16 protein-coding genes and 3 pseudogenes are annotated in these 20859 nt (G+C 69.5%); 7 read left to right on the forward strand and 12 right to left on the reverse strand.

Features of this window, described 5'->3' with window-relative positions; translation table 11 throughout:
• Positions 1-150 precede the first annotated feature (150 nt).
• The 4 genes and pseudogenes from RDV84_RS01920 to RDV84_RS25715 form a co-directional block, all read left to right on the forward strand.
• Positions 151-2706 (forward strand): penicillin-binding protein 1A, encoded by a 2556-nt coding sequence (locus RDV84_RS01920; protein ID WP_309152289.1) that lies wholly within the window; start codon positions 151-153, stop codon positions 2704-2706.
• Positions 2707-2823: 117 nt separating this feature from the next.
• Positions 2824-3003 carry a DUF6053 domain-containing protein gene (locus RDV84_RS25710; RefSeq protein WP_425608192.1) on the forward strand — a complete coding sequence of 60 codons (180 nt, stop codon included), beginning with the start codon at positions 2824-2826 and terminating at the stop codon, positions 3001-3003.
• Positions 3004-3149: 146 nt separating this feature from the next.
• Positions 3150-3803 carry a hypothetical protein gene (locus RDV84_RS01925; RefSeq protein ID WP_309152290.1) on the forward strand — a complete coding sequence of 218 codons (654 nt, stop codon included), beginning with the start codon at positions 3150-3152 and terminating at the stop codon, positions 3801-3803.
• Positions 3800-3970: pseudogene (locus RDV84_RS25715) on the forward strand (DUF6053 domain-containing protein); the annotation flags it as partial. The gene RDV84_RS01925 and the pseudogene RDV84_RS25715, both read left to right, overlap by 4 nt.
• On the opposite strand, the pseudogene RDV84_RS25720 reads toward RDV84_RS25715, so the two are convergent.
• Positions 3892-4104, reverse strand: a pseudogene (locus RDV84_RS25720) (DUF6053 domain-containing protein); the annotation flags it as partial. The pseudogenes RDV84_RS25715 and RDV84_RS25720 sit on opposite strands and share 79 nt — an antisense overlap.
• Between RDV84_RS25720 and RDV84_RS01930 the strand changes: the two are divergent.
• A complete protein-coding gene (locus tag RDV84_RS01930) occupies positions 4034-5056 on the forward strand; it encodes a hypothetical protein (RefSeq protein ID WP_309152291.1) in 1023 nt (340 codons plus the stop codon). The pseudogene RDV84_RS25720 and the gene RDV84_RS01930 sit on opposite strands and share 71 nt — an antisense overlap.
• A gap of 224 nt (positions 5057-5280) precedes the next feature.
• Here the strand turns inward: RDV84_RS01930 and RDV84_RS01935 are convergent, their stop codons facing one another.
• Positions 5281-6585, reverse strand: coding sequence for a citrate synthase (locus tag RDV84_RS01935; protein WP_241833720.1), 1305 nt, complete (start codon positions 6583-6585; stop codon positions 5281-5283).
• A gap of 369 nt (positions 6586-6954) precedes the next feature.
• Between RDV84_RS01935 and RDV84_RS25725 the strand changes: the two are divergent.
• Positions 6955-7065: pseudogene (locus RDV84_RS25725) on the forward strand (DUF6053 domain-containing protein); the annotation flags it as partial.
• A 135-nt stretch (positions 7066-7200) separates the two neighbouring features.
• Here the strand turns inward: RDV84_RS25725 and RDV84_RS01940 are convergent.
• The 9 genes from RDV84_RS01940 to RDV84_RS01980 all read right to left on the reverse strand — a co-directional run bounded on the left by RDV84_RS01940 (position 7201) and on the right by RDV84_RS01980 (position 18093).
• A complete protein-coding gene (locus RDV84_RS01940; protein WP_057946400.1) occupies positions 7201-7446 on the reverse strand; it encodes a type B 50S ribosomal protein L31 in 246 nt (81 codons plus the stop codon).
• Positions 7447-7689: 243 nt separating this feature from the next.
• The gene (locus tag RDV84_RS01945) at positions 7690-8625 is read right to left on the reverse strand and encodes a nucleoside hydrolase (protein WP_309152292.1); all 936 of its coding nucleotides are present in this window, start codon (positions 8623-8625) and stop codon (positions 7690-7692) included.
• A complete protein-coding gene (locus RDV84_RS01950) occupies positions 8622-9269 on the reverse strand; it encodes a DUF4166 domain-containing protein (RefSeq protein WP_309152293.1) in 648 nt (215 codons plus the stop codon). The genes RDV84_RS01945 and RDV84_RS01950 overlap by 4 nt, the downstream gene beginning before the upstream one ends.
• Before the next feature lie 191 nt (positions 9270-9460).
• Positions 9461-10141, reverse strand: coding sequence for a calcium-binding protein (locus RDV84_RS01955; protein WP_309152294.1), 681 nt, complete (start codon positions 10139-10141; stop codon positions 9461-9463).
• Positions 10142-10447: 306 nt separating this feature from the next.
• Entirely contained in the window at positions 10448-12565 is a 2118-nt protein-coding gene (recG, locus tag RDV84_RS01960; RefSeq protein ID WP_309152295.1) for an ATP-dependent DNA helicase RecG, read from the reverse strand.
• Positions 12566-12627: 62 nt separating this feature from the next.
• Entirely contained in the window at positions 12628-12915 is a 288-nt protein-coding gene (locus RDV84_RS01965) for a hypothetical protein (protein WP_309152296.1), read from the reverse strand.
• A 195-nt stretch (positions 12916-13110) separates the two neighbouring features.
• Complete coding sequence (locus RDV84_RS01970) at positions 13111-15540, reverse strand: TonB-dependent receptor (RefSeq protein ID WP_309152297.1); 2430 nt, start codon at positions 15538-15540, stop codon at positions 13111-13113.
• A gap of 114 nt (positions 15541-15654) precedes the next feature.
• Positions 15655-16836, reverse strand: a complete 1182-nt coding sequence (locus RDV84_RS01975; RefSeq protein WP_309152298.1) for an SO2930 family diheme c-type cytochrome — start codon at positions 16834-16836, stop codon at positions 15655-15657.
• Between the two features lie 18 nt (positions 16837-16854).
• A complete protein-coding gene (locus RDV84_RS01980; protein WP_101944112.1) occupies positions 16855-18093 on the reverse strand; it encodes a parallel beta-helix domain-containing protein in 1239 nt (412 codons plus the stop codon).
• A gap of 181 nt (positions 18094-18274) precedes the next feature.
• Between RDV84_RS01980 and RDV84_RS01985 the strand changes: the two genes are divergently transcribed.
• Positions 18275-19351, forward strand: coding sequence for an AraC family transcriptional regulator (locus RDV84_RS01985; RefSeq protein ID WP_309152299.1), 1077 nt, complete (start codon positions 18275-18277; stop codon positions 19349-19351).
• Positions 19352-19682: 331 nt separating this feature from the next.
• On the opposite strand, the gene RDV84_RS01990 is transcribed toward RDV84_RS01985, so the two are convergent.
• Entirely contained in the window at positions 19683-20744 is a 1062-nt protein-coding gene (locus RDV84_RS01990) for an IS30 family transposase (RefSeq protein ID WP_309152300.1), read from the reverse strand.
• Positions 20745-20859 lie beyond the last annotated feature (115 nt).

Here is a 20859-nt window from a genome sequence, read left to right on the forward strand (position 1 = left end):
CTCGCCGCCGCCCGCGGACGGGACCGGCCTGCCCCACCCCGGGGTGCCGCGCCGCGTCACCCCGGCCGCGGGCGAAGCGCGACCCGGGTCGCGTTCCGCGCTCATCTATACTTCCCCGCCACGACCCCAAGACACCCGGAAGCCCAATAGATGTCCCGACTTCGCCGTTGGCTGCGCTGGGCGCTGTACGCGTTCATCGGCGCGGCCCTGCTGGGCGCGATCGCGCTCGGCACGCTGTACTACCTGATCGTGCCCAAGCTGCCGGACGTTGAGACCCTGCGCACGATCGAGCTGCAGGAGCCGATGTACGTCTACGCCCGCGACGGCCGCCTGATGGCGATGTTCGGCGAGACCCGGCGCTACCCGGTGGCGATCGAGGACGTGCCCGACCGGCTCAAGAACGCGTTCATCGCGATCGAGGACTCGCGCTTCTACACCCACCACGGCATCGACTACAAAGGCATCGCGCGCGCGGTGTGGCTGCTGGCTACCACCGACGACAAGCGCGTGCCCGGCGGCTCGACCATCACCCAGCAGGTCGCGCGCCAGTACTTCCTGAGCTCGGAATACAGCTACAAGCGCAAGCTCGGCGAAATGCTGCTGGCGATGCGCATGGAGCGCGAGCTGAGCAAGGACGAGATCTTCGAGCTGTACTTGAACAAGAGTTTCTTCGGCAACCGCGCCTACGGCGTCGGCGCCGCCGCCGAGTTCTACTACGGCAAGAAGATGAACGAGCTGAGCCTGGACGAGATGGCCTCGCTCGCCGGCATCCCGAAGTTCCCGTCCAGCGGCAATCCGCTGAGCAATCCCGACCGCGCCAAGATCCGCCGCGATTACATCCTCGACCGCATGGCCGAGCAGAACTTCGTCACCCGCGCCGAAGCCGACGCGGCCAAGGCGGTGGCGATGCACGCCAGCCCGCACGAACGTCCGGTCGAGGTGTACGCGCCGTACGTGGCCGAAATGGTGCGCCAGGAAATGGTCGCCCGTTACGGCGCCGAAGCGCTGACCAAGGGCTACCACGTCACCACCACCATCGACCCGGAGCTGCAGACCGCGGCCGACAAGGCGATCCGCGACGGCCTGTCGGTGTACGACCGCCGCCACGGCTGGCACGGCGTGGAGCAGCACTTCGAACTGGCCCCGAGCGAGGACGCCACCGCCGCCAAGGTGCGCCTGCGCGGCATTCCGGCCCAGGCCAACCTGTTGCCGGCGGTGGTGCTGTCGACGGCCGGCGGCCAGGCCAGCGTGGTGCTCGGCGACGGCACCGAACTCGCGCTGAGCGAGAAACAAGGCTTCCTCGGCCGCAGCCCGGGCAGCCTGCTCAAGCGCGGCGACCTGGTGCGGGTGGCGCGGATCGAGACCGCCGCGCCGGCGCCCGCGGCCAAGCCCGGCGAAACCGCCGCGCCGCCGACTGCGCCGCCGACCATCAGCTACCGCCTCGACCAGTTGCCGCAGGCGCAGGCCGCTCTGGTCTCGCTGGAACCGGGCAACGGCGCGTTGCGCGCGCTGTCCGGCGGCTACAGCTTCGCCGGCGCCAAGTTCAACCGCGCCACCCAGGCGCGGCGCCAGCCGGGTTCGAGCTTCAAGCCGTTCGTGTACGCGGCCTCGTTCGAGCGCGGCTACAACCCGGCGTCGATCGTGCTCGACGCCCCGGTGGTGTTCAAGGACCGCCGCGGCCACCTGTGGCGCCCGCAGAACGACGGCGGCAACTTCGCCGGCCCGATGCGCGTGCGCGAGGCGATGGTGCAGTCGCGCAACCTGGTCTCGGTGCGCCTGCTCGACGCCATCGGCGTCGACTTCGCGCGCAAGTACATCAGCCACTTCGGCTTCGACATCGAGCAACTGCCGCCGAACCTGTCGATGTCGCTGGGCACCGCCTCGCTGACCCCGCTGTCGGTCGCGCGCGGCTACGCCACCTTCGCCAACGGCGGTTTCCGCATCGATCCGTGGTTCATCGACGAGGTCAAGGACCGCGCCGGCGCGGTGGTGTTCAAGGAAAAGCCCGCCACCGCCTGCCCGCAGTGCGTCGGCCGCGGCGGCACCGCCAGCGCGGCGCTGCCGGCCAACAACGTCGTCGACGGCTTCGACCTGGGCCCGGCGCCGGGCGCGGTCGCCGACGCCAGGAAGCCCGATCCGAAGAAGGACAAGAAGGACAAGGCCAAGCCCGAGGAGCCGGCGAAGAAGCTCACGCCGGAAGAGATCGCGCAGATCAAGGTCGCGCCGCGCGCGATCGACGACCGCATCGCCTACCAGATCGTCTCGATGCTGCGCGACGTGGTCAAGCGCGGCACCGGCACCGCGGCCAAGGTGCTCGGCCGCGACGACGTCGGCGGCAAGACCGGCTCGACCAACGACCACCGCGACGCCTGGTTCTCCGGCTTCGGCGGCCCCTACGTCACCACCGTCTGGGTCGGCCGCGACAACTACAAGTCGCTGGGCTATCGCGAGTACGGCGGCAAGGCCGCGCTGCCGATCTGGATCGACTACATGCGCGTGGCGCTCAAGGACCAGCCGATCCGCGACAACGAACCGCCGGAGGGCATGGTCAAGGTCTCCGTCGGCGCCAGCGGCGCGCTGATTCCCGACGGCGCCGGCGGCATCGTCGAGTGGGTCAAGGCCGAGGACCTGGAGCGGATGCAGACCTACACCGACTACGGCAGCGAAGACCAGGCGCCGTCGGAAGAGTCGTTCGACATCTTCTGACCGCGGCCCCGTCGCGAAACCGAAAGCCGCACGCCTCGCGCGTGCGGCTTTTTTTCTGCCCGGGCCATGGCTTCTGCAGGACAGCCCGCGGCGTTTGTGGGAGGGCCTTCAGGCCCGATGCTTCGAGCGGTTGTGGGAAGGCCTTCAGACCCGACGCTCCGAGCGGTTGCGGGAGGGCCTTCAGTCCCGACGCTCCGAGCGGTTGTGGGAGGGCCTTCAGGCCCGACGCTTTCCGGTCAGGTCGCGGCGATCAGAAACAAGAGCATCCGGCCTGAAGGCCCTCCCGCAACCGCCTGAACACCGCCCGCTTGCCCGATCTGGCGCCTCGCCGCGCGGCCCGGCGCGGACATTGCCGCGCCGCGCGGACGTGCTAGCTTTGGGCTGCCGGTGCACCCCGGCCGCGGCGAGCGCCCTCGCCGTGACGTGCCCGCCCGGAGGTCGAGATGCACCAGGCCCGACAGCACGCACACCAGCATGCGCAGACCCGCACCCGCGAGCGCCGCAGGCGCGTCGCCCACGAGGCGGCCCGGCTGATGGCCGAAAGCGGCTACCGCGACTACCACCAGGCCAAGCTCAAGGCCGCCGAGCGGCTCGGCATCTTCGACGACGCCTCGCTGCCGGCCAACCGCGAGATCGAGGACGCGCTGCGCGAGTACCAGCGCCTGTTCCAGCGCGAGCACGCCGACGGCCTGCGCCAGCGCCGCGAGGCCGCGCTGCGGGCGATGGAGTTCTTCGCCGGCTTCGAACCGCGCCTGGTCGGCCCGGTGCTCGAGGGCACCGCCGACGCGCGCAGCCCGGTCGCGCTGCACCTGTACTGCGACGATTTCGAAGCGGTCCCGCGCTTCCTCGAACAGCACCACATCCCGGCCGAGACCCGCGAGCGCCGCCTGCGCCTGGACCGCGAGCGCGCCGAGGACTTCCCGGTCTGGGTGTTCAGCGCCGAGGAGTTGGGCTTCGACCTGACCGTGCTGCCGCTGGACGTGCTGCGCCAGGCGCCGCTGTCCAACATCGACGAGAAACCGATGAAGCGCGCCTCGACGGCGCAGGTGCGGCAGATGTTGGCCGAAGAGGAAATCTCGCTGTTCGAACGCGGCTGAGCCGGGCGCGCCAGCGGCGCCTGCGTCCGGGCTCCCGCGCAGCGCTCCGCATCTGCGATCGCCCTGCATATGCGTACGAGGCGCTTGTGGGAGGGACTTCAGTCCCGACGCTTTCGTGCCAGACCGCGGCGAGCGCATCGAAAGGCGTCGGGACTGAAGTTCTTCCCACAAAAGCCGAAGGCGTTCCGCAACGGCCGCGACAGCGGCTCACTCGACCGGATCGAAGCGACATGCAAGGACTGCAACCACGCACCGCCCCCGCGGCCGACGGCCGGCATCCGCGCCGCCTCATCCGCAACATGCTCCTGGCGGCCGCGATGGCGTCTGCGGCGCTGGCGTCGGTCGCCGGCGCCGACATCAGCGCGATGCCTGCCGCGTCCGCCAGCCCGGCCTCCGCAAACCCAGCCTCCGCCAAGCCCCGCCCCGCGCCGGCTGCGCGCGCCAGCGCAGCAGTCTCCACCGTCGCCGACCTCGTCGCGCGCCTGCGCGCCCGCGCCGCCGCCTCGCAACGCAGCCCGGCGGTGCGCGCCGATTACCTCGCCCTGCTGCGCGCGCAGGGCCTGAGCGAGCAACAGCTGCCCTACCCCGACTTCGCCTGGCTGCGGTTGCTGTTCGAAGCCTCGCGCGACGGCGGCTATTGGAACCTGCGCTGGGCGATCACCGACCGCGAACCCAAGTCGGACGCGATCTGGCGGCAATGGCAGAGCGTGCGCGCACCGGCGCCCGACCGCGCCACCGCGGTCGCCGAATGCGACGAACTGTCGGCGTTCTACGCCGTGCTGGCGCGCCTGGGCGGCGTCGACGGCGTCGGCCTGCTATGGCCCACGTCCAATCACACGGTCGCGGTCTGGAGCCGCCCCGGCCCGCCGCGCGAAGCGCGCATCGTCGTGCCGACCACGCTGATCTTCCTCGGCCGCAACGACAGCTTCGGCACCCGCGGTTTCGATCCGTGGAAGCAGAAACGCATCTATCCCTACACCCGCGCCGACATCGCGCCCTCGCAGCGGCTGCCGCCGGCGCTCGCCGAATTCCTGATCGCCCAGGCCGACCGCTACGCCGACGCCTCCGGCCTGAGCCTGCAACGCCTGCGCGAGTTGCGCGAAGGCGTGCTCAAGGGCGCGCTCGGCGCCGGCGAAGCCGCAAGCCAGGCGCGCCGGCAACGCGATGCCCTGCCCGCCGGCGCCCAGGCCGATCTCGCCGCCTACGCGCACTTCATCGCCGCCATGCGCGGCCGCGGCCCCGAGTTGGACTGAGCCGCGCGCCGACGCTGCGCACGAAAACCTCCGGCCGAAGCATGGCGCGGCCCGTCGACGCCGGCACCCGCCGCGACCGCGCGCGATCCATCGCCGCCATGCGCGTCCGCGGCCGGCGCGCACCGAGCCACGCGCCGACGCCGCAAACGAAAACGCCCCGCCGAAGCGGGGCGTTTACCGGCGTCGAGCGCTTGCGACCCGCGCGAGGCGGATCGCGGCGCGGCTCAGCGCTTGTCGGCGGCGACGTAGTCGCGCACGCCGTGGCCGGTGTAGATCTGGCGCGGACGGCCGATCTTGTTTTCCGGGTCGTTCTGCTGTTCCAGCCAATGCGACACCCAGCCGGCGGTGCGGGCGATGGCGAACATGACGGTGAACATCTCGACCGGAATGCCGAGCGCCTTGTAGATGATGCCGGAGTAGAAGTCGACGTTCGGGTAGAGCTTGCGCTGGACGAAGTAGTCGTCCTTCAGCGCCGCCTCTTCCAGCTTCATCGCCACGTCCAGCAGCGGGTCGTTGATGCCCAGCTCGCCGAGCACGTCGTGGGTCATCTTGCGCACCAGCGCGGCGCGCGGGTCGTAGTTCTTGTAGACGCGGTGGCCGAAGCCCATCAGGCGGAAGCCCGATTCCTTGTCCTTGGCCTTTTCGACCGCCGACTTGACGTTCTCCGGACGGCCGATCTCGTTGAGCATCTTGAGCACGGCTTCGTTGGCGCCGCCGTGCGCCGGCCCCCACAGCGCGGCGACGCCCGAGGCGACGCTCACGTACGGGTTGGCGCCGGTCGAACCGACCAGACGCACGGTCGAGGTCGAGGCGTTCTGCTCGTGGTCGGCGTGCAGGATGAACAACAGGTCCATCGCCTTGGCGGCGACCGGGCTCAGCTCCAGCGGCTCGCTCGGCACTTCGAACAGCATGTGCAGGAAGCGCGTGGTGTAGTCGAGGCTGTTCTTGGGATAGCGGATCGGCCAGCCGATCGAATAGCGGTGGCAGGCGGCGGCGATGGTCGGGACCTTGGCGATCAGACGGATCGCGGCCAGGCGGCGCTGCTCCGGATCTTCCAGGTCGAGTTCGTTGTGGTAGAAGCTCGCCATCGAGCCGAGCATGCCGACCAGCATCGCCATCGGATGGGCGTCGTGGCGGAAGCCGTAGAGGAAGGTGCGGAAGGCCTCGTGCATCATCGTGTGATGCGTGACCTCGTGCTCGAACTTGGAGAATTCGCCCGCGGTCGGCAGTTCGCCGTTCATCAGCAGGTAGGCGACTTCGAGGAAGTTCGACTTCTCGGCCAACTGCTCGATCGGGTAGCCGCGGTACAGCAGCACGCCGGCGTCGCCGTCGATGTAGGTGATGGCCGACTTGCAGCTCGCCGTCGCGGTGAAGCCCGGGTCGTAGGTGAACATCCCGGTTTCCTTCGGCAGCTTGCCGATGTCGACGCAGGAGGCGCCGAGGGTGGGATGCTGCACCGGCAGGGCAAAATTCTTGTCGCCGGCGGCGACGCTCACCTGGTCCAGGCGTTTGTTGGAATCTTCGGACACGAAACACTCCTCAGTCTGCCTGCCGCAGGGATGGCCGCGACAGGAGGGCAACGGGGGGTCGCAAGCACGTTGCGATAGTGAATTATCGCACAACGCATTCCGAGCCCAAGCTCGGACTTTGGTCGCGGCGGCGGGCTTGGCGCGACGGATCGTTGCGTCGGCGCGGCCGCGGGAGGCGGCCACCGGTCAGTATTCGACCGCCCGGTTGCCGGGATGTGGCGGCTGGATTCGCGGGGCGCGGCGGCAGCGGGCGGCGCGGGGCGACGTCGATCCGCTGGGCGGCCGACGGGTATGCAGGCGGTGTGACGGCTTGCCGGAGCGGCCGGTTCGTCGCGCCGTATCCGCCGGCAAACGCGCCCGACACGAGGGATGGCTTTTGTGGAAGGGGCCGCTGTGGTGGGAGGGGCTTCAACCCCGATGCTTTTCTGTCAGGTCGCGGCGACCGGAACGGAAAGCATCGGGGCTGAAGCCCCTCCCACAAAAGCATCCGCGCTGGACCAAGCCGGCAGCCAAACCGGACGCAAACGCAAACGGCCGCCCTTGCGGGCAGCCGTTGTGCGTACAGCCAAGCGCTTGCTGCAAGTTCCGGCCGGATCGCTCCGGCGCGGCACGCGATTACTTCTGCGCGCCGTAACGCTTGCGGAACTTGTCGACGCGACCGCTGGTGTCCATGATCTTGTGCTTGCCCGTGTAGAACGGGTGCGAGGCCGACGAGATATCGACCTTGATCAGCGGATACTCGGCGCCGTCGAGCTTGATCGTTTCCTTGCTCGACAGGGTCGAACGGGTCAGGATCTGGAAATCGGTGGTGACGTCCTGGAACACGACGTCGCGGTATTCGGGATGGATGCCTGCCTTCATGGCACTCAACCTTAAGGTGTGCGGGAAAGTCGAGCAGTATAGACAGGCCCTGGCGGTTCGCGCAAGTCCAGGCCGCACAAAGAATTTGATCGCAGCGGCCCTTGAGAACTCCGGCCTCGCCCTGCCCCGGCCGGGACGCCGCGTCGCGGCGGCTAAACCCGCTGGTTCGAACCAGCCGGCGCGACCAGACCCGGCCAGACCAAGGCCCGACCGGAACTCCGGCCCGGCCTCGCCCGCGCCGCCTCAGCCCGCGGCCAGCGCCGCCGCGATCAAGCGCTCGAACCGGGCCTGATCGTATTTCATCAGGATCGACACCTTGTCCGCGCGCCCTTCCTGCCGGCGCCAGTCGACCACGGTCGCGCCGCGGCTGTGGGTGCCGTCCAGTTCGATCGACACCGGCCGGTCCTGCACGTCCAGCGCGCCATCGGGTTCGAGCGCGAACGCCATCGCCAGCGCATCGGCCGCATGCCATTCGTCGCCGCGGCGGTCGATTGACCACAGCCGGGTCTTCTCGGAAATGCGCTCGTAGAAACGGCCGCGCTCGGCGCCGGCGGCGAGCCAGCCGACCACGCGGTCGTGGTGCAGGCCGTGCGCCATCACCGCTTCCCAATCGGCCAGGTCGATGCGTTCGAACGCCTCGAACACGATGTGCGCGGCTTCCGGATCGAAGTAGATGTTGAACTCCGCCGCCGGAGTGATGTTGCCCTGGCAGGTCACCGCGCCGCCCATCACCACCAGGCGCGCGATGCGTTGCGGCAGGGTCGGATCGAGCTTGAGCGCGAGCGCGACGTTGGTCAGCGGGCCCAGCGCGACCAGCAGCAACTTGCCGGCATGCTGGTGCGAGAGGCGAATGATCGCCAGCGCCGCATGCTCGGCTTCGACTTGGCGCTTGGCCGCCTCATAGCCGACGTCGCCGAAACCGTCCTGGCCGTGCACGTAGCCGGCGTCGGGCGAAGGATGCAGCAGCGGCGCGTCGGCGCCGGCGAACACCGGGATGTCCTGGCCGGCCACTTCGCACAGCTTCAGCGCGTTGGCCACGGTGTGCTTGAGGCCGACGTTGCCGGCGGCGATGGTCAGGCCGACGATCTCGTGGTGCGGGTCGTTGAACGCCATCAGCAGCGCCAGGGCGTCGTCCACGCCGGGGTCGGTGTCGATGAGCAGGGGAATGCGATCGGTCATGAAGTCACTCGTTGTGCGGAACAGTGCGCAGCGACGTTCGCCGCGCCGGCCGGTGCGGCCGAGGGGGCCGTAACGGCCGGGACAGCGTGCAGTGCGCCTTGGTAGCGCAGCAGTTCGCCGAAGGGAAACCACGAGAAGGCGACGGCGAAGCGATAGCGTTCTTCGCCGTCGATGCGCTCGATGCGCTTGCTCGCATCGGTACGCGGAAACAGCGAGCGCGGCAGCGGCAGGCCGCGCGCGCTCAGGCCGAGCAAACGCCAGCGCCAGCCGCCGCCGTCGAGGTCCACGCCCAGGCGCAGGCGCACCGGGCCGGTGGTTTCGAGCCAATGCCCGTCGGGCCAATGCCCGACCGGTTCGAACACCGAGCGCAGTTCGCCGCCGTCGTCGAAACGGCGCAGCCACAGCATGCGCGTGGGTTCGTGGACGATATCGACGCGGAAACCGCGGCGCGGGCGGTCGAGCGGAATGCCGAGCCTGCGCGCCAGGCGCCGGCCGAGAACGCCGGCGAGGCCGCGGCCGCTGCGCAGCTCGATCTCGCCGGCCAGCGCGCCGCCGTCGCGGTGCAGCGCCTGCAGCAAGGGGTGCAGCCGGTCGAAGGCCGGGCCGAACCATCCGATCGCCGCGTTGTGGGGCTCTCCCGGCATCCGGGTCGGGCTCTCCTGCTGGCGGGACACTATGCCCTAACTCGGGCGGGCGGGGAAATCGCCGGAATCGGCGAATTCGCCGGGTTTTGCCGGCTCGGGCGGCTGCGCCGGCCCGGGCGAATGCGCCGGGGCGGGCGCGCAGCCTCCGCCCCGCGCGCGGCGTGCCGACGCGACCGCGCCGGCATGCAAGCTCACAGTCCCTGGCCCGGCGGCAGCCGCGACAGGATCTCGGCGGTGTCCCAGACCGCGCCCTGGGCGAACCAGAACTCGTCGACGCCGCGCGGCCACGGGTCGTCGCCGCCGGGGAAATAGTCGACCACGGTGACGCTGTCGGCGTTGCCGTAATGCACGACCAGATCGTCGCCGGAACGCTCGACCGTAGTCGTGGCCGGATCGACATCGGCCTGGAACTGCAGAACTGCGATGAACTGGCCCAACGGGTCGCTGTGATAGACGCGGTCGTGTCCGTCGCCGGCGGAGAACACGAAGAACGGATTGCCCTGGCCGCTGTACAGCGCATCGTCGCCGGGGCCGCCGGTCAACACATCGTCGCCGTCGCCGCTGTCGAGCACGTCGTCGCCAGCGAGGCCGTAGAGCGCATCGTTGCCGTCCAGGCCTTCAATGGTGTCGGCCTGCGCGGTGCCGTAGAGCGTGTCGTCGCCGGAGCTGCCGACGATGCTGGCGAGGATGTGGGCCGAGGGCGCGTCCGCACCGCGCGGCGATGCGGAAAACAGGCTCGGCACCGCGCGCCGCAAGCGCGCCTGCTGCGCGCGCGCGGAGGCGCCGGGCGCGAGGTCGGCGCCGCGGCGCACCTCGGCGACCGGCGCGCGGGCGGCATCGGTGCCGGGCGGGAGATCGGAAAGCACAGGCATGACGGACTCCTTGTCGATGACGCGGATCGATGGCGCGGCGGTCGGACCTGCGCACGCCGCCATCGGTGGCGTCCGCAAGCCCGATCATTGCAGCACGGCGCCGGCGCAGGCGCTGCGACGCCGTGCCGTCGCGACGTGGGCACCGCCGCGACGCCTGCATCGCGGTCGCCGCCGCATCGAAGCGAGTCCGGACCGCGACGATGCTGCGAAAGGTGAGCGGCCGCCGCCTCGATGTCTCAGGGCGTTCGCGCCAAGGCGATGGCGTGCCGGGACGACGGCCCGGCCGGCGCGATCACGCCGATGCGATCACGCCGACGCGTAGCGCACCGCGCCGCCGACCCAGCGCGCGACGATGCGTTCGGCCAGTTGCGGCGATTGCGCCAGCAGGCGCTCGCCGACCTCCTGCACCAGCGGCAGCAGGTCGGCGTCGCGGCTCAGGTCGGCGACGCGGAAGCCGGCCAGGCCGGTCTGGCGGGTGCCGAGCAGTTCGCCGGGGCCGCGCAATTCCAGGTCCTTCTGCGCGATGACGAAACCGTCGTGGGTCTGCCGCATCGTTTCCAGGCGCTGCCGCGCCAGCCCCGACAGCGGTGCGCGGTACAGCAGCACGCAGCTCGACGCGGCGCTGCCGCGGCCGACCCGCCCGCGCAGCTGGTGCAACTGCGCCAGACCCAACCGCTCGGCGTTCTCGATGATCATCAGCGAGGCGTTGGGCACGTCGACGCCGACTTCGATCACCGTGGTGGCGACCAGCAGGTCGAGCTCGCCGTCCTTGAACGCGCGCATCGTCTCCTGCTTTTCCTTGGCCTTCATGCGCCCGTGCACCAATCCCACGCGCAGCGGCGCGAGCTGTTTCGACAAATCCTCGAACGTGCTCTGCGCGGCCTGCGCGACCACTTCGTCGGACTCGTCGATCAGCGTGCACACCCAATAGGCCTGGCGGCCCTCGGCGCACGCGGTGCGGATGCGCTGGACCAGTTCCGGCCGGCGCTCTTCGCTGAGCGCGACGGTCTGCACGGGCGTGCGCCCGGGCGGCAGTTCGTCGATGGCGGAAACGTCGAGGTCGGCGTAGGCGGTCATCGCCAACGTGCGCGGGATCGGCGTGGCGGTCATCACCAGCTGGTGCGGCACGATCGCGTCGACGCCGACCGCGCCGCCGGCGCCCTTGTCGCGCAGCGCCAAACGCTGGTGCACGCCGAAGCGGTGCTGTTCGTCGACGATGGCCAGGGCGAGGTCGTGGAAAGCCACGCCTTCCTGCATCAGCGCGTGGGTGCCGACCACGACCTGGGCGCTGCCGTCGGCGACCGCTTCCAGCGCCTGCTTGCGCGCCTTGCCGGTGACCTTGCCGGCCAGCCACGCCACGCGGATGTCGAGCGGCTCCAGCCAGCGACGCAAATTGTTGAGGTGCTGCTCGGCCAGCAATTCGGTCGGCGCCATCAGCGCGGCCTGACGGCCGTGCTGCACCGCCAGCATCGCCGCCAATGCGGCGACCACGGTCTTGCCGCTGCCGACGTCGCCCTGCACCAGCCGCAGCATCGGCGAGGGCTTGGCGAGGTCGGCGCGGATCTCGTCGAACACCCGCCGCTGCGCGCCGGTGAGCTTGAACGGCAGCGACTTTCGCAGTTTCTCGGCCAATACCGCCTGCTTCAGCGGCCGCGCCTTGTGCGCCTGCTGGGCGATGCGCTGGCGGCGCAGGCTGAGGTGGTGGGCGAGCAGTTCTTCCAGCGCCAGCCGCCGTTGCGCCGGATGGCGGCCGTCGATCAGCGCGGCGACGTCGGCGTCGGCCGGCGGGCGGTGCACGGTCAGCAGCGCTTCGCGCAAGGTCGGCAGCTGCAGGCGACGGCGCAGTTCGTCGGGCAGCAGTTCCAGCGCGTCGTCGCCCGGCAGGCGGTCGAGCGCGTAGCCGATCAGCTTGCGCAGCGTCGCCGGGCCGATGCCTTCGATGGCCGGATAGACCGGATCGAGCGACTGGCCGAGTTCGACTTCGGCCGCATCGTCGAGGATGCGGTAGCTGGGATGGACGATCTCCAGCCCGTGCTGGCCGGGCTTGGGCGTCCCGTACAGCCGCACCCGCGCGCCGACCTGGAACTGGGCGACCTGGGCGGCGCGGAAATGGAAGAAACGCAGCACCACGTTGCCGCGCGAGTCGTCGCCGACCGCGACCCGCAGCATCGGCCGGTAACGGAATCCGCGCTCGACCGCCTCGACCCGCCCTTCCACCTGCGCCGCCACGCCGGGCCGCAGGCTGCCGATCGCGGTTAGCTGGGTGCGGTCTTCGTACTGGCGCGGCAACTGCAGCCAGAAATCCTGCAAGGTCAGCAGCCCGCGCGCCGCCAGTTTCTCGGCCACGGCCGGCCCGACCCCGGGCATGCGCGGCAACGGTTGCGTGTGGAGATCGACGGTGGGCCCGTCCTTACGGCTCTGCATGGGCGTAAGGATAGGGCGGGAGCCGCGGATCGGGAAAGCCGAGGCCGCGACGCGCGGCCGGCTCAGAAGGTTTTCAGCTGTATCGACGACACCGCGGCGAAGAACGCGATCAACGCCGCGACGCCGAGCAGCGCCGCAAGCGCGCCGCCGACGCCGGCCGTACCGCGCGCCCAGCGGCAGCCGACGAAGAAGATTCCGGCCAGTACCGTCAGCGGCGCGACGATGAACACGAGCTCGCCGATCGAACTTCCTGGCGAGTCGGCGCTCCACTCCCGCAGCGCCGACGCGGCCCGCCACAACGCCAGCAGCAGGCACAGGCCCGACAACGCGGCGAACGGGTAGCGGCTCATCCGCCGCGCCCGCGATCTCAGCGACTCGTATTTCCGGTAGTGCCTGGCCATGCATCGCCCCCCGATTCGGGACGATAGATAGCCAAGCCTGGCGCGCATGTCCAGCCGCGGCGGCGTCCGGCATCGGCGCGCCGCCGGGTCGCGGGCGGCCGGGCGAGCGAGCGGGCGGCGCCCGCCCGCTCGCGTCGCGCCGGATCAATAGCGCGCGCTGAACTCCATCCCGTACGTGCGCGGCTCGGTCAGGCGCGCGCCGACCGTGCCGAGCACGTTCTTGCCGTAGGTGCCCAGCGAGTTGACGTACTGGTTGTCGAACAGGTTGTTGCCGTAGATCGCCAGGCCCCAGCGGTCCTGCGGCGAGGTCCAGGCGATGCGCAGGTCGGTGCGGTTCTGCGCCTCGCCCAGGTCCAGCGCCGGGCTCACCCCGCAGCGGTTCTGCGCGCGCGACTCCTCGCTGCAACGCACTTTGCCGCGGTAGGAGTGGCGCAGGGCGATGTTGATGTCGCCGTTGGCCTCCATCGGGATGCGGTAGTGCAGGCCGCCGGCCGCCGACCAGTACGGCAGGCCGGTCGGATCGCCGCTCGCGTCGATGCCGTCGGAGGTGACGTAGTTCTTGTAGGTCGAGTCGATGAAGCTGGCGTTGAAGTCCAGGCCGAAGTTGTCGGTGGCCTGCCAGCGCATGTCGAAGTCCAGGCCGTAGGCTTCCAGGTCCGAGGTGTCGACGACGAAGCGCGGGATGTCGGTGCTGCTGTCCAGCCGCACCGCCTGGCGGTTGTCGTAGACGTAGTAGAACAGCGAGGCGTTGAGCTGCATGCGCTGCTGCGGGAACGCGGTCTTGATGCCGGTCTCGAAGTTCCAGACGTCCTCGTTCTCGAAGCTGCTGCCGATCTGCAGCGAGTTGAAGCCGCCGGCCTTGTAGCCCTTGGCCAGCGAGGCGAACACCATGGTCTCGTCGCTGATGTGGTAATCCACGACGAAGCGCGGGCTGAGGTCGCTCCAGCTGTTGGAGGTGCGGCGCAGGACGCCCTTGTTGAGCATCGCCGGCGGGTCGATGAAGGCGACGTCGAAGACGAAGAAGTCGCGCGGGATGCCGATCACCTGGAACGCGCCGAGCGCGTCGAGCTGGTCGAGCGCGGCATCGAGCCCGGGCGAGGAACGCGGGTTGTTGAGCCAGCTGAATTTCTTCTCGTCGCGGGTGTAGCGCAGGCCGACGGTGAGGTTGAGCTTGTCGCTGACGTGCCAGATCACGTCGCCGAACACCGCGTAGGCACGGGTGTCCAGGGTGTTGCGGAAGGTCTCGTTCCAATTGTGGCCGAGCAGGCGGATCGGGATGCCGAGCTGGGCCAGGCCGGCATCGACTTCGCCGAACAGATAACCCGACTGGGTCGGCGCCATGCCCAGGTTGTGGACGATGGTGTCGACCGAGTCGGTGGTCGCGTTGACCTCGCTGGTCTGGCGCGCGCTTTCGTCGAAATAGCTGGCGCCGGCGACCCAGTCGAGCTTGTCGGTGCTGCCGTTGAACTTGAACTCCTGGTAGAAGCTGCGGTTGCTCTCGGTGTTGGTCGAGTCGACGTAGAGGTAGCGGCGGTTGGTGCCGTCTTCCTCGACCCGGTTGACCGAGTCGTAGTCGCGCCACGAGGTGGTCGAGGTGAAGCCGCCCCAGTCGGTGCCGTGATCGACGATCAGGGTCACGCCGTCGAAGCGGCGCGATTCCTCGTTGCCTTCGGCGTCGCTGACGGTGCCGATCTTGCGTGGGTCGAGGTAGGCGCGTTCGTCCACCGGCAGCGGCGCCAGGCCCGGCGCCGGCGGCAGCGCGACGATGCCGGTGGTGGCCTGGCCGAGCTGGTCCAGGCTTTCGTGGTCCCAGCTGATCAGCGCGCTGGTGCGCTCGCCGAAGCGGGTCTTGAACGCGGCGCGGGTGGCCCAGTTGTTCTCCGGGTTGAGGTCGCGGCCGGTTTCGGCGTCCTGAATCCAGCCGTCGGCGTGGTTGACCAGCGCGTTGAAGCGGAACGCCGAGTCCTCGCTGACCGGCAGGTTGAGCATGCCGTCGACGTACTGCTTGCCGTAGTTGCCGACGCGCAGCTTGGCCTTGACCTCGGTGGCGCGGGTGTCGGGCTTGCGGGTGATGATCGAGATCGCGCCGGCGGCGGTGTTGCGGCCGAACAGCGTGCCCTGCGGGCCCTTGAGCACCTCGATGCGTTCGACGTCGGTGAACGGCAGCAGCACGCCGCCGCCGCGGCCGGCGTAGACGCCGTCCACGTACACGCCCACGGCCGGGTCGGTGCCGATGCCGAAGTCGTCGGTGCTGATGCCGCGCAGTTCGAACCCCGGCTGGGTCGGCTGCAGGCTGTCGACCACCAGCCCGGGCACGAAGCTGTCGAGGTCGCCCAGGTCCTGCGCGGCGACGTCGTCGATCAATTGGTTGGTGACCACCTGCAGGGCGATCGGCACGTCCTGCAGTTCCTGCTCGCGGCTCTGCGCGGTGACGGTGATCTTGTCCAGTTCCTTGGGCGCGGCGGCCGGCTCCTGGGCGAAGGCGGCCGGCGCGGCCACGGCGAGGACGCCGCCGCACACGGCGGACAGCACGGTATTGGTCGCGATGACCAGGCGGTGTTTGCGCAACGACATCGAAAGCTCTCCCCTCTCGTTCGTTCTTGCGTTCGTCGGTTGATGCCGGCGCGTTCGTCCGACGCGCCTTGTGTTTTCGGTATTGCTCCCAGCGTTCTCTGCCATCGCTCCCGATCAGCCGCACTGCCCCTGTTGCGCGGCGATCCAGTCGCGGATCAACTGCACTCCCTCTTCGTGCACCACGCTGCGGCCGAGCTCGGGCATCATCACCGAGGGATCGTCGCTGCGCATGCGGTAGACCAGGATCGATTCGTCCGGCTTGCCCGGCACCACGCCGTAGCGATGGTCGCCGGTGCCGTGGCCGGCCGCGATCGGCAGCTTGCACCGGCCCAGTCGCAGCGGCTCCTGCGTCGCCGCGTTCAACCACAGTCCCGAGGTGTTGCCCGGGCCCTTGGGGCTGTGGCAGTGGCCGCAGTTGATGTCGAGGTAGGCGCGGGCGCGCGCGTCCAGCGGCGCGGCCGGGTCGCGCCAGTTCGCGTCGCGCGGCGCCTGTTGCGGCGCGGGCGCGCCTTGCAGGTAGCCGGCCCGGGTCCAGCGCGCGATCTGGTTCTGCAGGCCGTCGTCGGGGTAGGCGAAGTCGCGGTTGAGATGCCGCGCCTTGGGACCGATCGGATGCAGCGCCTTGGACTTCATGTCGGTGCCGTGGCAACCGGCGCACTGGTTCTGGTCGGGCACGGCGTAATCGGCGCTCTCGCGGCCGCCGTCGGCGGCGACCAGTTCCAGCGACACCAGTTCGCCGCCGCGCATCAGCTTCGCGCCGGTCTGCTCGCGGTTCCACACGTACGGCAGCGCCACCCAGCCGTCCTGGCGACGCAGCAGCAGGCGGGTTTCGATCAGCCGCACCTTGCTCATCTCCAGGCCGCCGCCGCGCAGGTCGGGGCCTTCGTCGTAGCTGCGCAGCACCGCCTCGCCTTCGCCGCGCGGGTAGTAGAAGGTCTTGCTGAAGACGGTGCCGACCGGGAAATCGAACTCTTCATCCGCGGCGTAGTTCGCGGCTTGCCCCTTCGGCATCCACACCGTGCGCAGCTTGTGCGCGTAGTCGGAGAACAGCGCGGTGTTGAGGTCGTACGGCAACACCTCGCGGTTGAGCTGCAGGCGGCCGCCGGCCACGCGCAGCAGGTTCCAGTCGGCCAGGCTCTCGGGCTGGCCGTCGGCGAAGAACCGCACCGGCGCCCACGGCGCGTCGGCGGCGGGCGCGGCGGGCGCGACGGCTTGGGCGGTGGGCGAAGCCTCCTGCGGCTTGCCGCACCCTGCGACCAGCAACGACAACAACACGGCGACAACGGCGCAACGCATCGACAATGCGGACATCGGTCAACCGCGCTTGAGGTCGATGGCCGGCAGCTTCGGCAACTCGCACGCGTAGGGCTTGGTGTCCTGGCTCGGGTTCTTGTAGCCGCCGGGGCCGTCGGCGTTGACCACGCCGGACACGTCGCGGATGCAGATCTGCGGCCCTTCCTTGCGCTGGGTGTTGGCGTAGCCGTCCCACAGCACGTCCGGCAGATGACCGCTCAAGCCGAACAGCGCGGTCTTGAGCGCCTTCAGGTCGAAGCCGTCGGGCGAATCGCCGCCGCCCTTCAAGCGGTTGCCGTAGATGTTGATGCGCTCGGGATACGGGTCGAACTCGCTGGAGGCCTTGTCGTCCTTGTAGCCGGTGGAATAGACGCTGGAGACGATGATGTTGGTGGTGGCGTTGTCGCTGATGTCGTTGTCGAAGATCTCGACGTCGTCGTTGGAGTTGACCACCACGCCGCTGCCGGCCGGCACGCTCGCCACCGGCGTGCCCTTGGCGCCGAAGTTGGCGGTGTTGTTCTTGAACACCTTGTTCTTGTAGACCCGGATCGCCCCGCCCTGCTGCGACAGCGCCGGCATGTTGAACACCAGGATGCCGCCGGTGTTGTTGGTGGCGGTGTTGTCGTAGACGTCGGCGTTGACCGTGTTCTCGATCTCGATGCCGGCGACGTTGAACTCGGCGCGGCTGTTGCGCACGATCACGTCGCGCGACTGGCCGACGTAGATGCCCGCGTCGGACGCCCCGATCGCCACCGAGTTCTCGATCAGCACGTTGCGGGTCTTGACCGGATACAGCCCGTAGCCGCCGTTCTTGGTGCTCGGCCCGCCGGTCCACTCGACCCGCACGTTGCGGATGGTGATGTGCTCGCCTTCGTTGACCTTGAGCCCGTCGCCCTTGCTGTCCTCGATGGCGATGTTCTCGATCAGGAAGTTGCTGGCGTTGACCAGCAACCCTTCGGCGCCGGCCTTCTGGCCCTTGAAGCTGAGCACCGACTTGTCCGGGCCGGCGCCGCGGAGGGTCACCCCGTCCACGCGCAGGGTCAGGCTGCGGTCGAAGCTGTAGCGCCCGGGCGGGACCTCGATCACATCGCCGGGCTTGGCATCGATCAGCTTGGTGCGCAGGGTTTCGGCGAACGCGGCGTCGCCGGCGGCGACCTCGGGGGTCGGCGTGTGCTGCGCCTGCTCGGGGCCGCAGGCGGCGACGGCGGCGACGGCCGCGGCGAGAAGGCAGGCGCGCAGCGGCAGGCAAGGCGGGTTCATCGACGGCTTCATGAGGTTCCCCGAGGCGGTGGCGGCGCCGCGTCGCGCGTGTTGCGGCGCGGCATGCCGGCGGTGGCTAAGTGACGAGTCTCCGACGCAGTCGCGAGCGCGCGTGAGGGCGATTGCGGCACACTAGGGGGGCATTCGCGGTCAACCGTGCGGCCGAGTATCGTGAGGGGCGATGCGCCAGCCATCCGACCAAGACGGCATCGACAAGGGCGATGCCAAGGGCGACGTCGCGCTGATGTCGCCGAACCTGCTGTGGGGTCTGCTGGAAACCGCGGACCGGATCGGCGCGCCCAGCGACGACTGGTTCGCCGGCACCGGGCTGAGCCGGGCCCAGGTCAGCGACCCCGGCGTGCGCCTGCCCGACCGCCCGACCGCGGTGGTGATCGAGCGCGCGCTCAAGGTGCTGCCGCCGAGCATCGGCCTGGACATCGGCCGGACCCAGCACGTCGGCAACTTCGGCCTGCTCGGGCTGGCGATGACCACCGCGGCGACCTTCGGCGAAGCGCTGCAGATCGGCCTGCGCTTCACCCCGGTGGTCGGCAGCCTGATGCGCTTCGTCGAGAGCGCGTCGGAATCCGGCACCCTGGCGCTGGCCGGGCAGATGACCATCGCCTTCCCGTCGATCCACCGCTTCGTCGCCGAGGAATTCTTCAGCAGCTGCCTGGCCCTGGCGCGCGGCCTGGTCGGCGACAAGCTGCGGCCACAGCGCCTGGAGTTCAGCTATCCCGAGCCGGAATACCGGGCCAAGTACGACGACGTGTTCGGCTGCCCGCTGGCCTTCGACCAGCCGCAAGACCGGCTGGTGCTGGACGCGGACTGGCTGGCCGCGCCGTTGCCGACCCACAACCCGATCGCCTCGAAACAGGTGCTGGCGCTGTGCGAGGCGCAGATGCCGTCCGGCGCGGTGCCCGGCGAAGCCACCGCCGCGGTCGAGCGCCTGCTGCGCGCGCAGTTGCCGCAGGACCCCAAGCTCACCGACATCGCCGCGCAGATGCACGTCAGCGAACGCACGCTGCGGCGGCAACTGACCGGCGAAGGCACCAGCTTCCACGAGATCCACGACCGCCTGCGCATCGACCGCGCCTACGCGCTGCTGCGCGAGCGCGGGCCGAGCATCGCCAGCGTCGGCGCGGCGATCGGCTACAAGGATCCGCGCGATTTCCGGCGCGCGTTCAAGCGGTTGACCGGGGAGACTCCGCGGGCGCTGCGCGAGCGGTTGTGGACGGAGATGGCGCGCGAGCGCAGGTAGGGCGCGCGGTGGCAGGCATCGTTCCTGTAGGCGCTGGGCAAGCTGCGGCCGCGCGAATCCGGCTGCGGCGCAAGCACAGCTTTTAGCCAGTCTGGCGAAGACCTGAATCTGAAACCTGTTGCTGTTGCTGTTGCTGCTGTTGCTGCTGTTGTTGCCCTTGCTGCCCCCGCCACTTCGCTTGAGGCCCATGTCCCGCAGACCCGGAGGGCGCGCGCATGGATGCGCGCGTGCGCCGTAGGGGCATGGATGCCCCTTACGGCGCATCCCCGCGAAAGGTACTGGACCTAGTGGCTTTTGACCTTAAACAAGCGTTTTTCTTTGGCTGGCGGAGTCAATGTCCAAGTGCATCACCCTGCGCCCGCGGGTTTTTGAGTTCCTCATAGAGCACCTCGACGGGCGAGCGCCTGCCCAGGCTACGACGGGGGCGGTTGTTCATTTCCCACGCCACCTCTTTGAGGCGCTGCGCAGAATGCACCGACAGATCGGTGCCCTTGGGAAAGTATTGCCGCAACAAGCCGTTGGTGTTTTCGCAGGTTCCGCGTTGCCACGGGCTATGGGGGTCGGCGAAGTAGATCGCTAAACCAGTGCGTTCGCTCAACTGCCGATGCGATGCCATTTCCTTGCCCTGGTCGTAGGTCAAGGTCTTCTTCAAACTTTCCGGCACACCTTCGAACGCCGAGCTGAAGGCCTCCAGCACCGTGTGCGCGGTCGCGTCGGCGAGCTTGACCAGCTTGACGTACAAGGTGCGGCGGCAGACCAATACCCCAATCGCCGAGCGATTGTGCGCGCCCACGATCAGGTCGCCCTCCCAATGCCCCGGCATCAGGCGCTCATGCGCGGCCGGCGGCCGCAGGCGGATGTTGGGTAGATCCGGCAGATGGCCGCGGGCGTCGCCTTCCTGGCGCGTGCGGCGGCCGGACTTGCGCCCCTGCCGCAGCAGACGGGTCACCTGGCGGCGCAATTCGCCGCGCGGCATCGCATAAATCGCGGTATAGATCGTTTCGTGCGACACGCGCAGCCAGGGCCGGTCCGGGTACAGATCGCGCAGTTTGTCGGCAATCTGTTGCGGCGACCAGCACCGTTCCAGCCAATAGCGCACGCGTCGCCACAGCACGGTGTCGCGTCGCAGCTTGCGGCGCACCCGCGCCCGCCGACGCAGCCGTTGGGCCCGCCGGCCCGCCCGGGTCGCATCGTAGCCAGGGTCGAAACGGGGGCGTCCGCGCAGCGGCGGCCCCGAATGGGACCGAAACCCATTACGGCGCAACTCGCGAGCGATGGTGCTTTGCGCCCGACCCAACGTCTGGGCGATTTGCCGTCCGCTCGCCCCTTGGGCGATCAAGACCATGATGGCCCCGCGCTCTTCTGCGCTCAGATGTGAATACTGCTGGCCCATTCACAGTGCCTCACTGAGGTGATGCACTTGAGGTTAGAGACCAGCGCTACTTTCTTTTGTCGCGCTGACAAAAGAAAGTAGCTCGGCCGCTTGCGGACGAAAGCTCTTGATGGTG

The sequence above is a fragment of the Lysobacter yananisis genome (assembly GCF_031199375.1).
In the GTDB taxonomy this organism is placed as follows: domain Bacteria; phylum Pseudomonadota; class Gammaproteobacteria; order Xanthomonadales; family Xanthomonadaceae; genus Lysobacter; species Lysobacter yananisis.

What these genes read in the sequence shown, in the direction of transcription:
- RDV84_RS01940 (WP_057946400.1), bottom strand. Translation starts at nt 7,446, where the DNA reads ATGAAGGCAGGCATCCATCCCGAATACCGCGACGTCGTGTTCCAGGAC.
- RDV84_RS01975 (WP_309152298.1), bottom strand. Translation starts at nt 16,836, where the DNA reads ATGCGTTGCGCCGTTGTCGCCGTGTTGTTGTCGTTGCTGGTCGCAGGG.
- RDV84_RS01920 (WP_309152289.1), top strand. Translation starts at nt 151, where the DNA reads ATGTCCCGACTTCGCCGTTGGCTGCGCTGGGCGCTGTACGCGTTCATC.
- RDV84_RS25710 (WP_425608192.1), top strand. Translation starts at nt 2,824, where the DNA reads ATGCTTCGAGCGGTTGTGGGAAGGCCTTCAGACCCGACGCTCCGAGCG.
- RDV84_RS01930 (WP_309152291.1), top strand. Translation starts at nt 4,034, where the DNA reads ATGCAAGGACTGCAACCACGCACCGCCCCCGCGGCCGACGGCCGGCAT.
- RDV84_RS01965 (WP_309152296.1), bottom strand. Translation starts at nt 12,915, where the DNA reads ATGAGCCGCTACCCGTTCGCCGCGTTGTCGGGCCTGTGCCTGCTGCTG.
- recG (WP_309152295.1), bottom strand. Translation starts at nt 12,565, where the DNA reads ATGCAGAGCCGTAAGGACGGGCCCACCGTCGATCTCCACACGCAACCG.
- RDV84_RS01985 (WP_309152299.1), top strand. Translation starts at nt 18,275, where the DNA reads ATGCGCCAGCCATCCGACCAAGACGGCATCGACAAGGGCGATGCCAAG.
- RDV84_RS01955 (WP_309152294.1), bottom strand. Translation starts at nt 10,141, where the DNA reads ATGCCTGTGCTTTCCGATCTCCCGCCCGGCACCGATGCCGCCCGCGCG.
- RDV84_RS01980 (WP_101944112.1), bottom strand. Translation starts at nt 18,093, where the DNA reads ATGAACCCGCCTTGCCTGCCGCTGCGCGCCTGCCTTCTCGCCGCGGCC.
- RDV84_RS01945 (WP_309152292.1), bottom strand. Translation starts at nt 8,625, where the DNA reads ATGACCGATCGCATTCCCCTGCTCATCGACACCGACCCCGGCGTGGAC.
- RDV84_RS01925 (WP_309152290.1), top strand. Translation starts at nt 3,150, where the DNA reads ATGCACCAGGCCCGACAGCACGCACACCAGCATGCGCAGACCCGCACC.
- RDV84_RS01990 (WP_309152300.1), bottom strand. Translation starts at nt 20,744, where the DNA reads ATGGGCCAGCAGTATTCACATCTGAGCGCAGAAGAGCGCGGGGCCATC.
- RDV84_RS01950 (WP_309152293.1), bottom strand. Translation starts at nt 9,269, where the DNA reads ATGCCGGGAGAGCCCCACAACGCGGCGATCGGATGGTTCGGCCCGGCC.
- RDV84_RS01970 (WP_309152297.1), bottom strand. Translation starts at nt 15,540, where the DNA reads ATGTCGTTGCGCAAACACCGCCTGGTCATCGCGACCAATACCGTGCTG.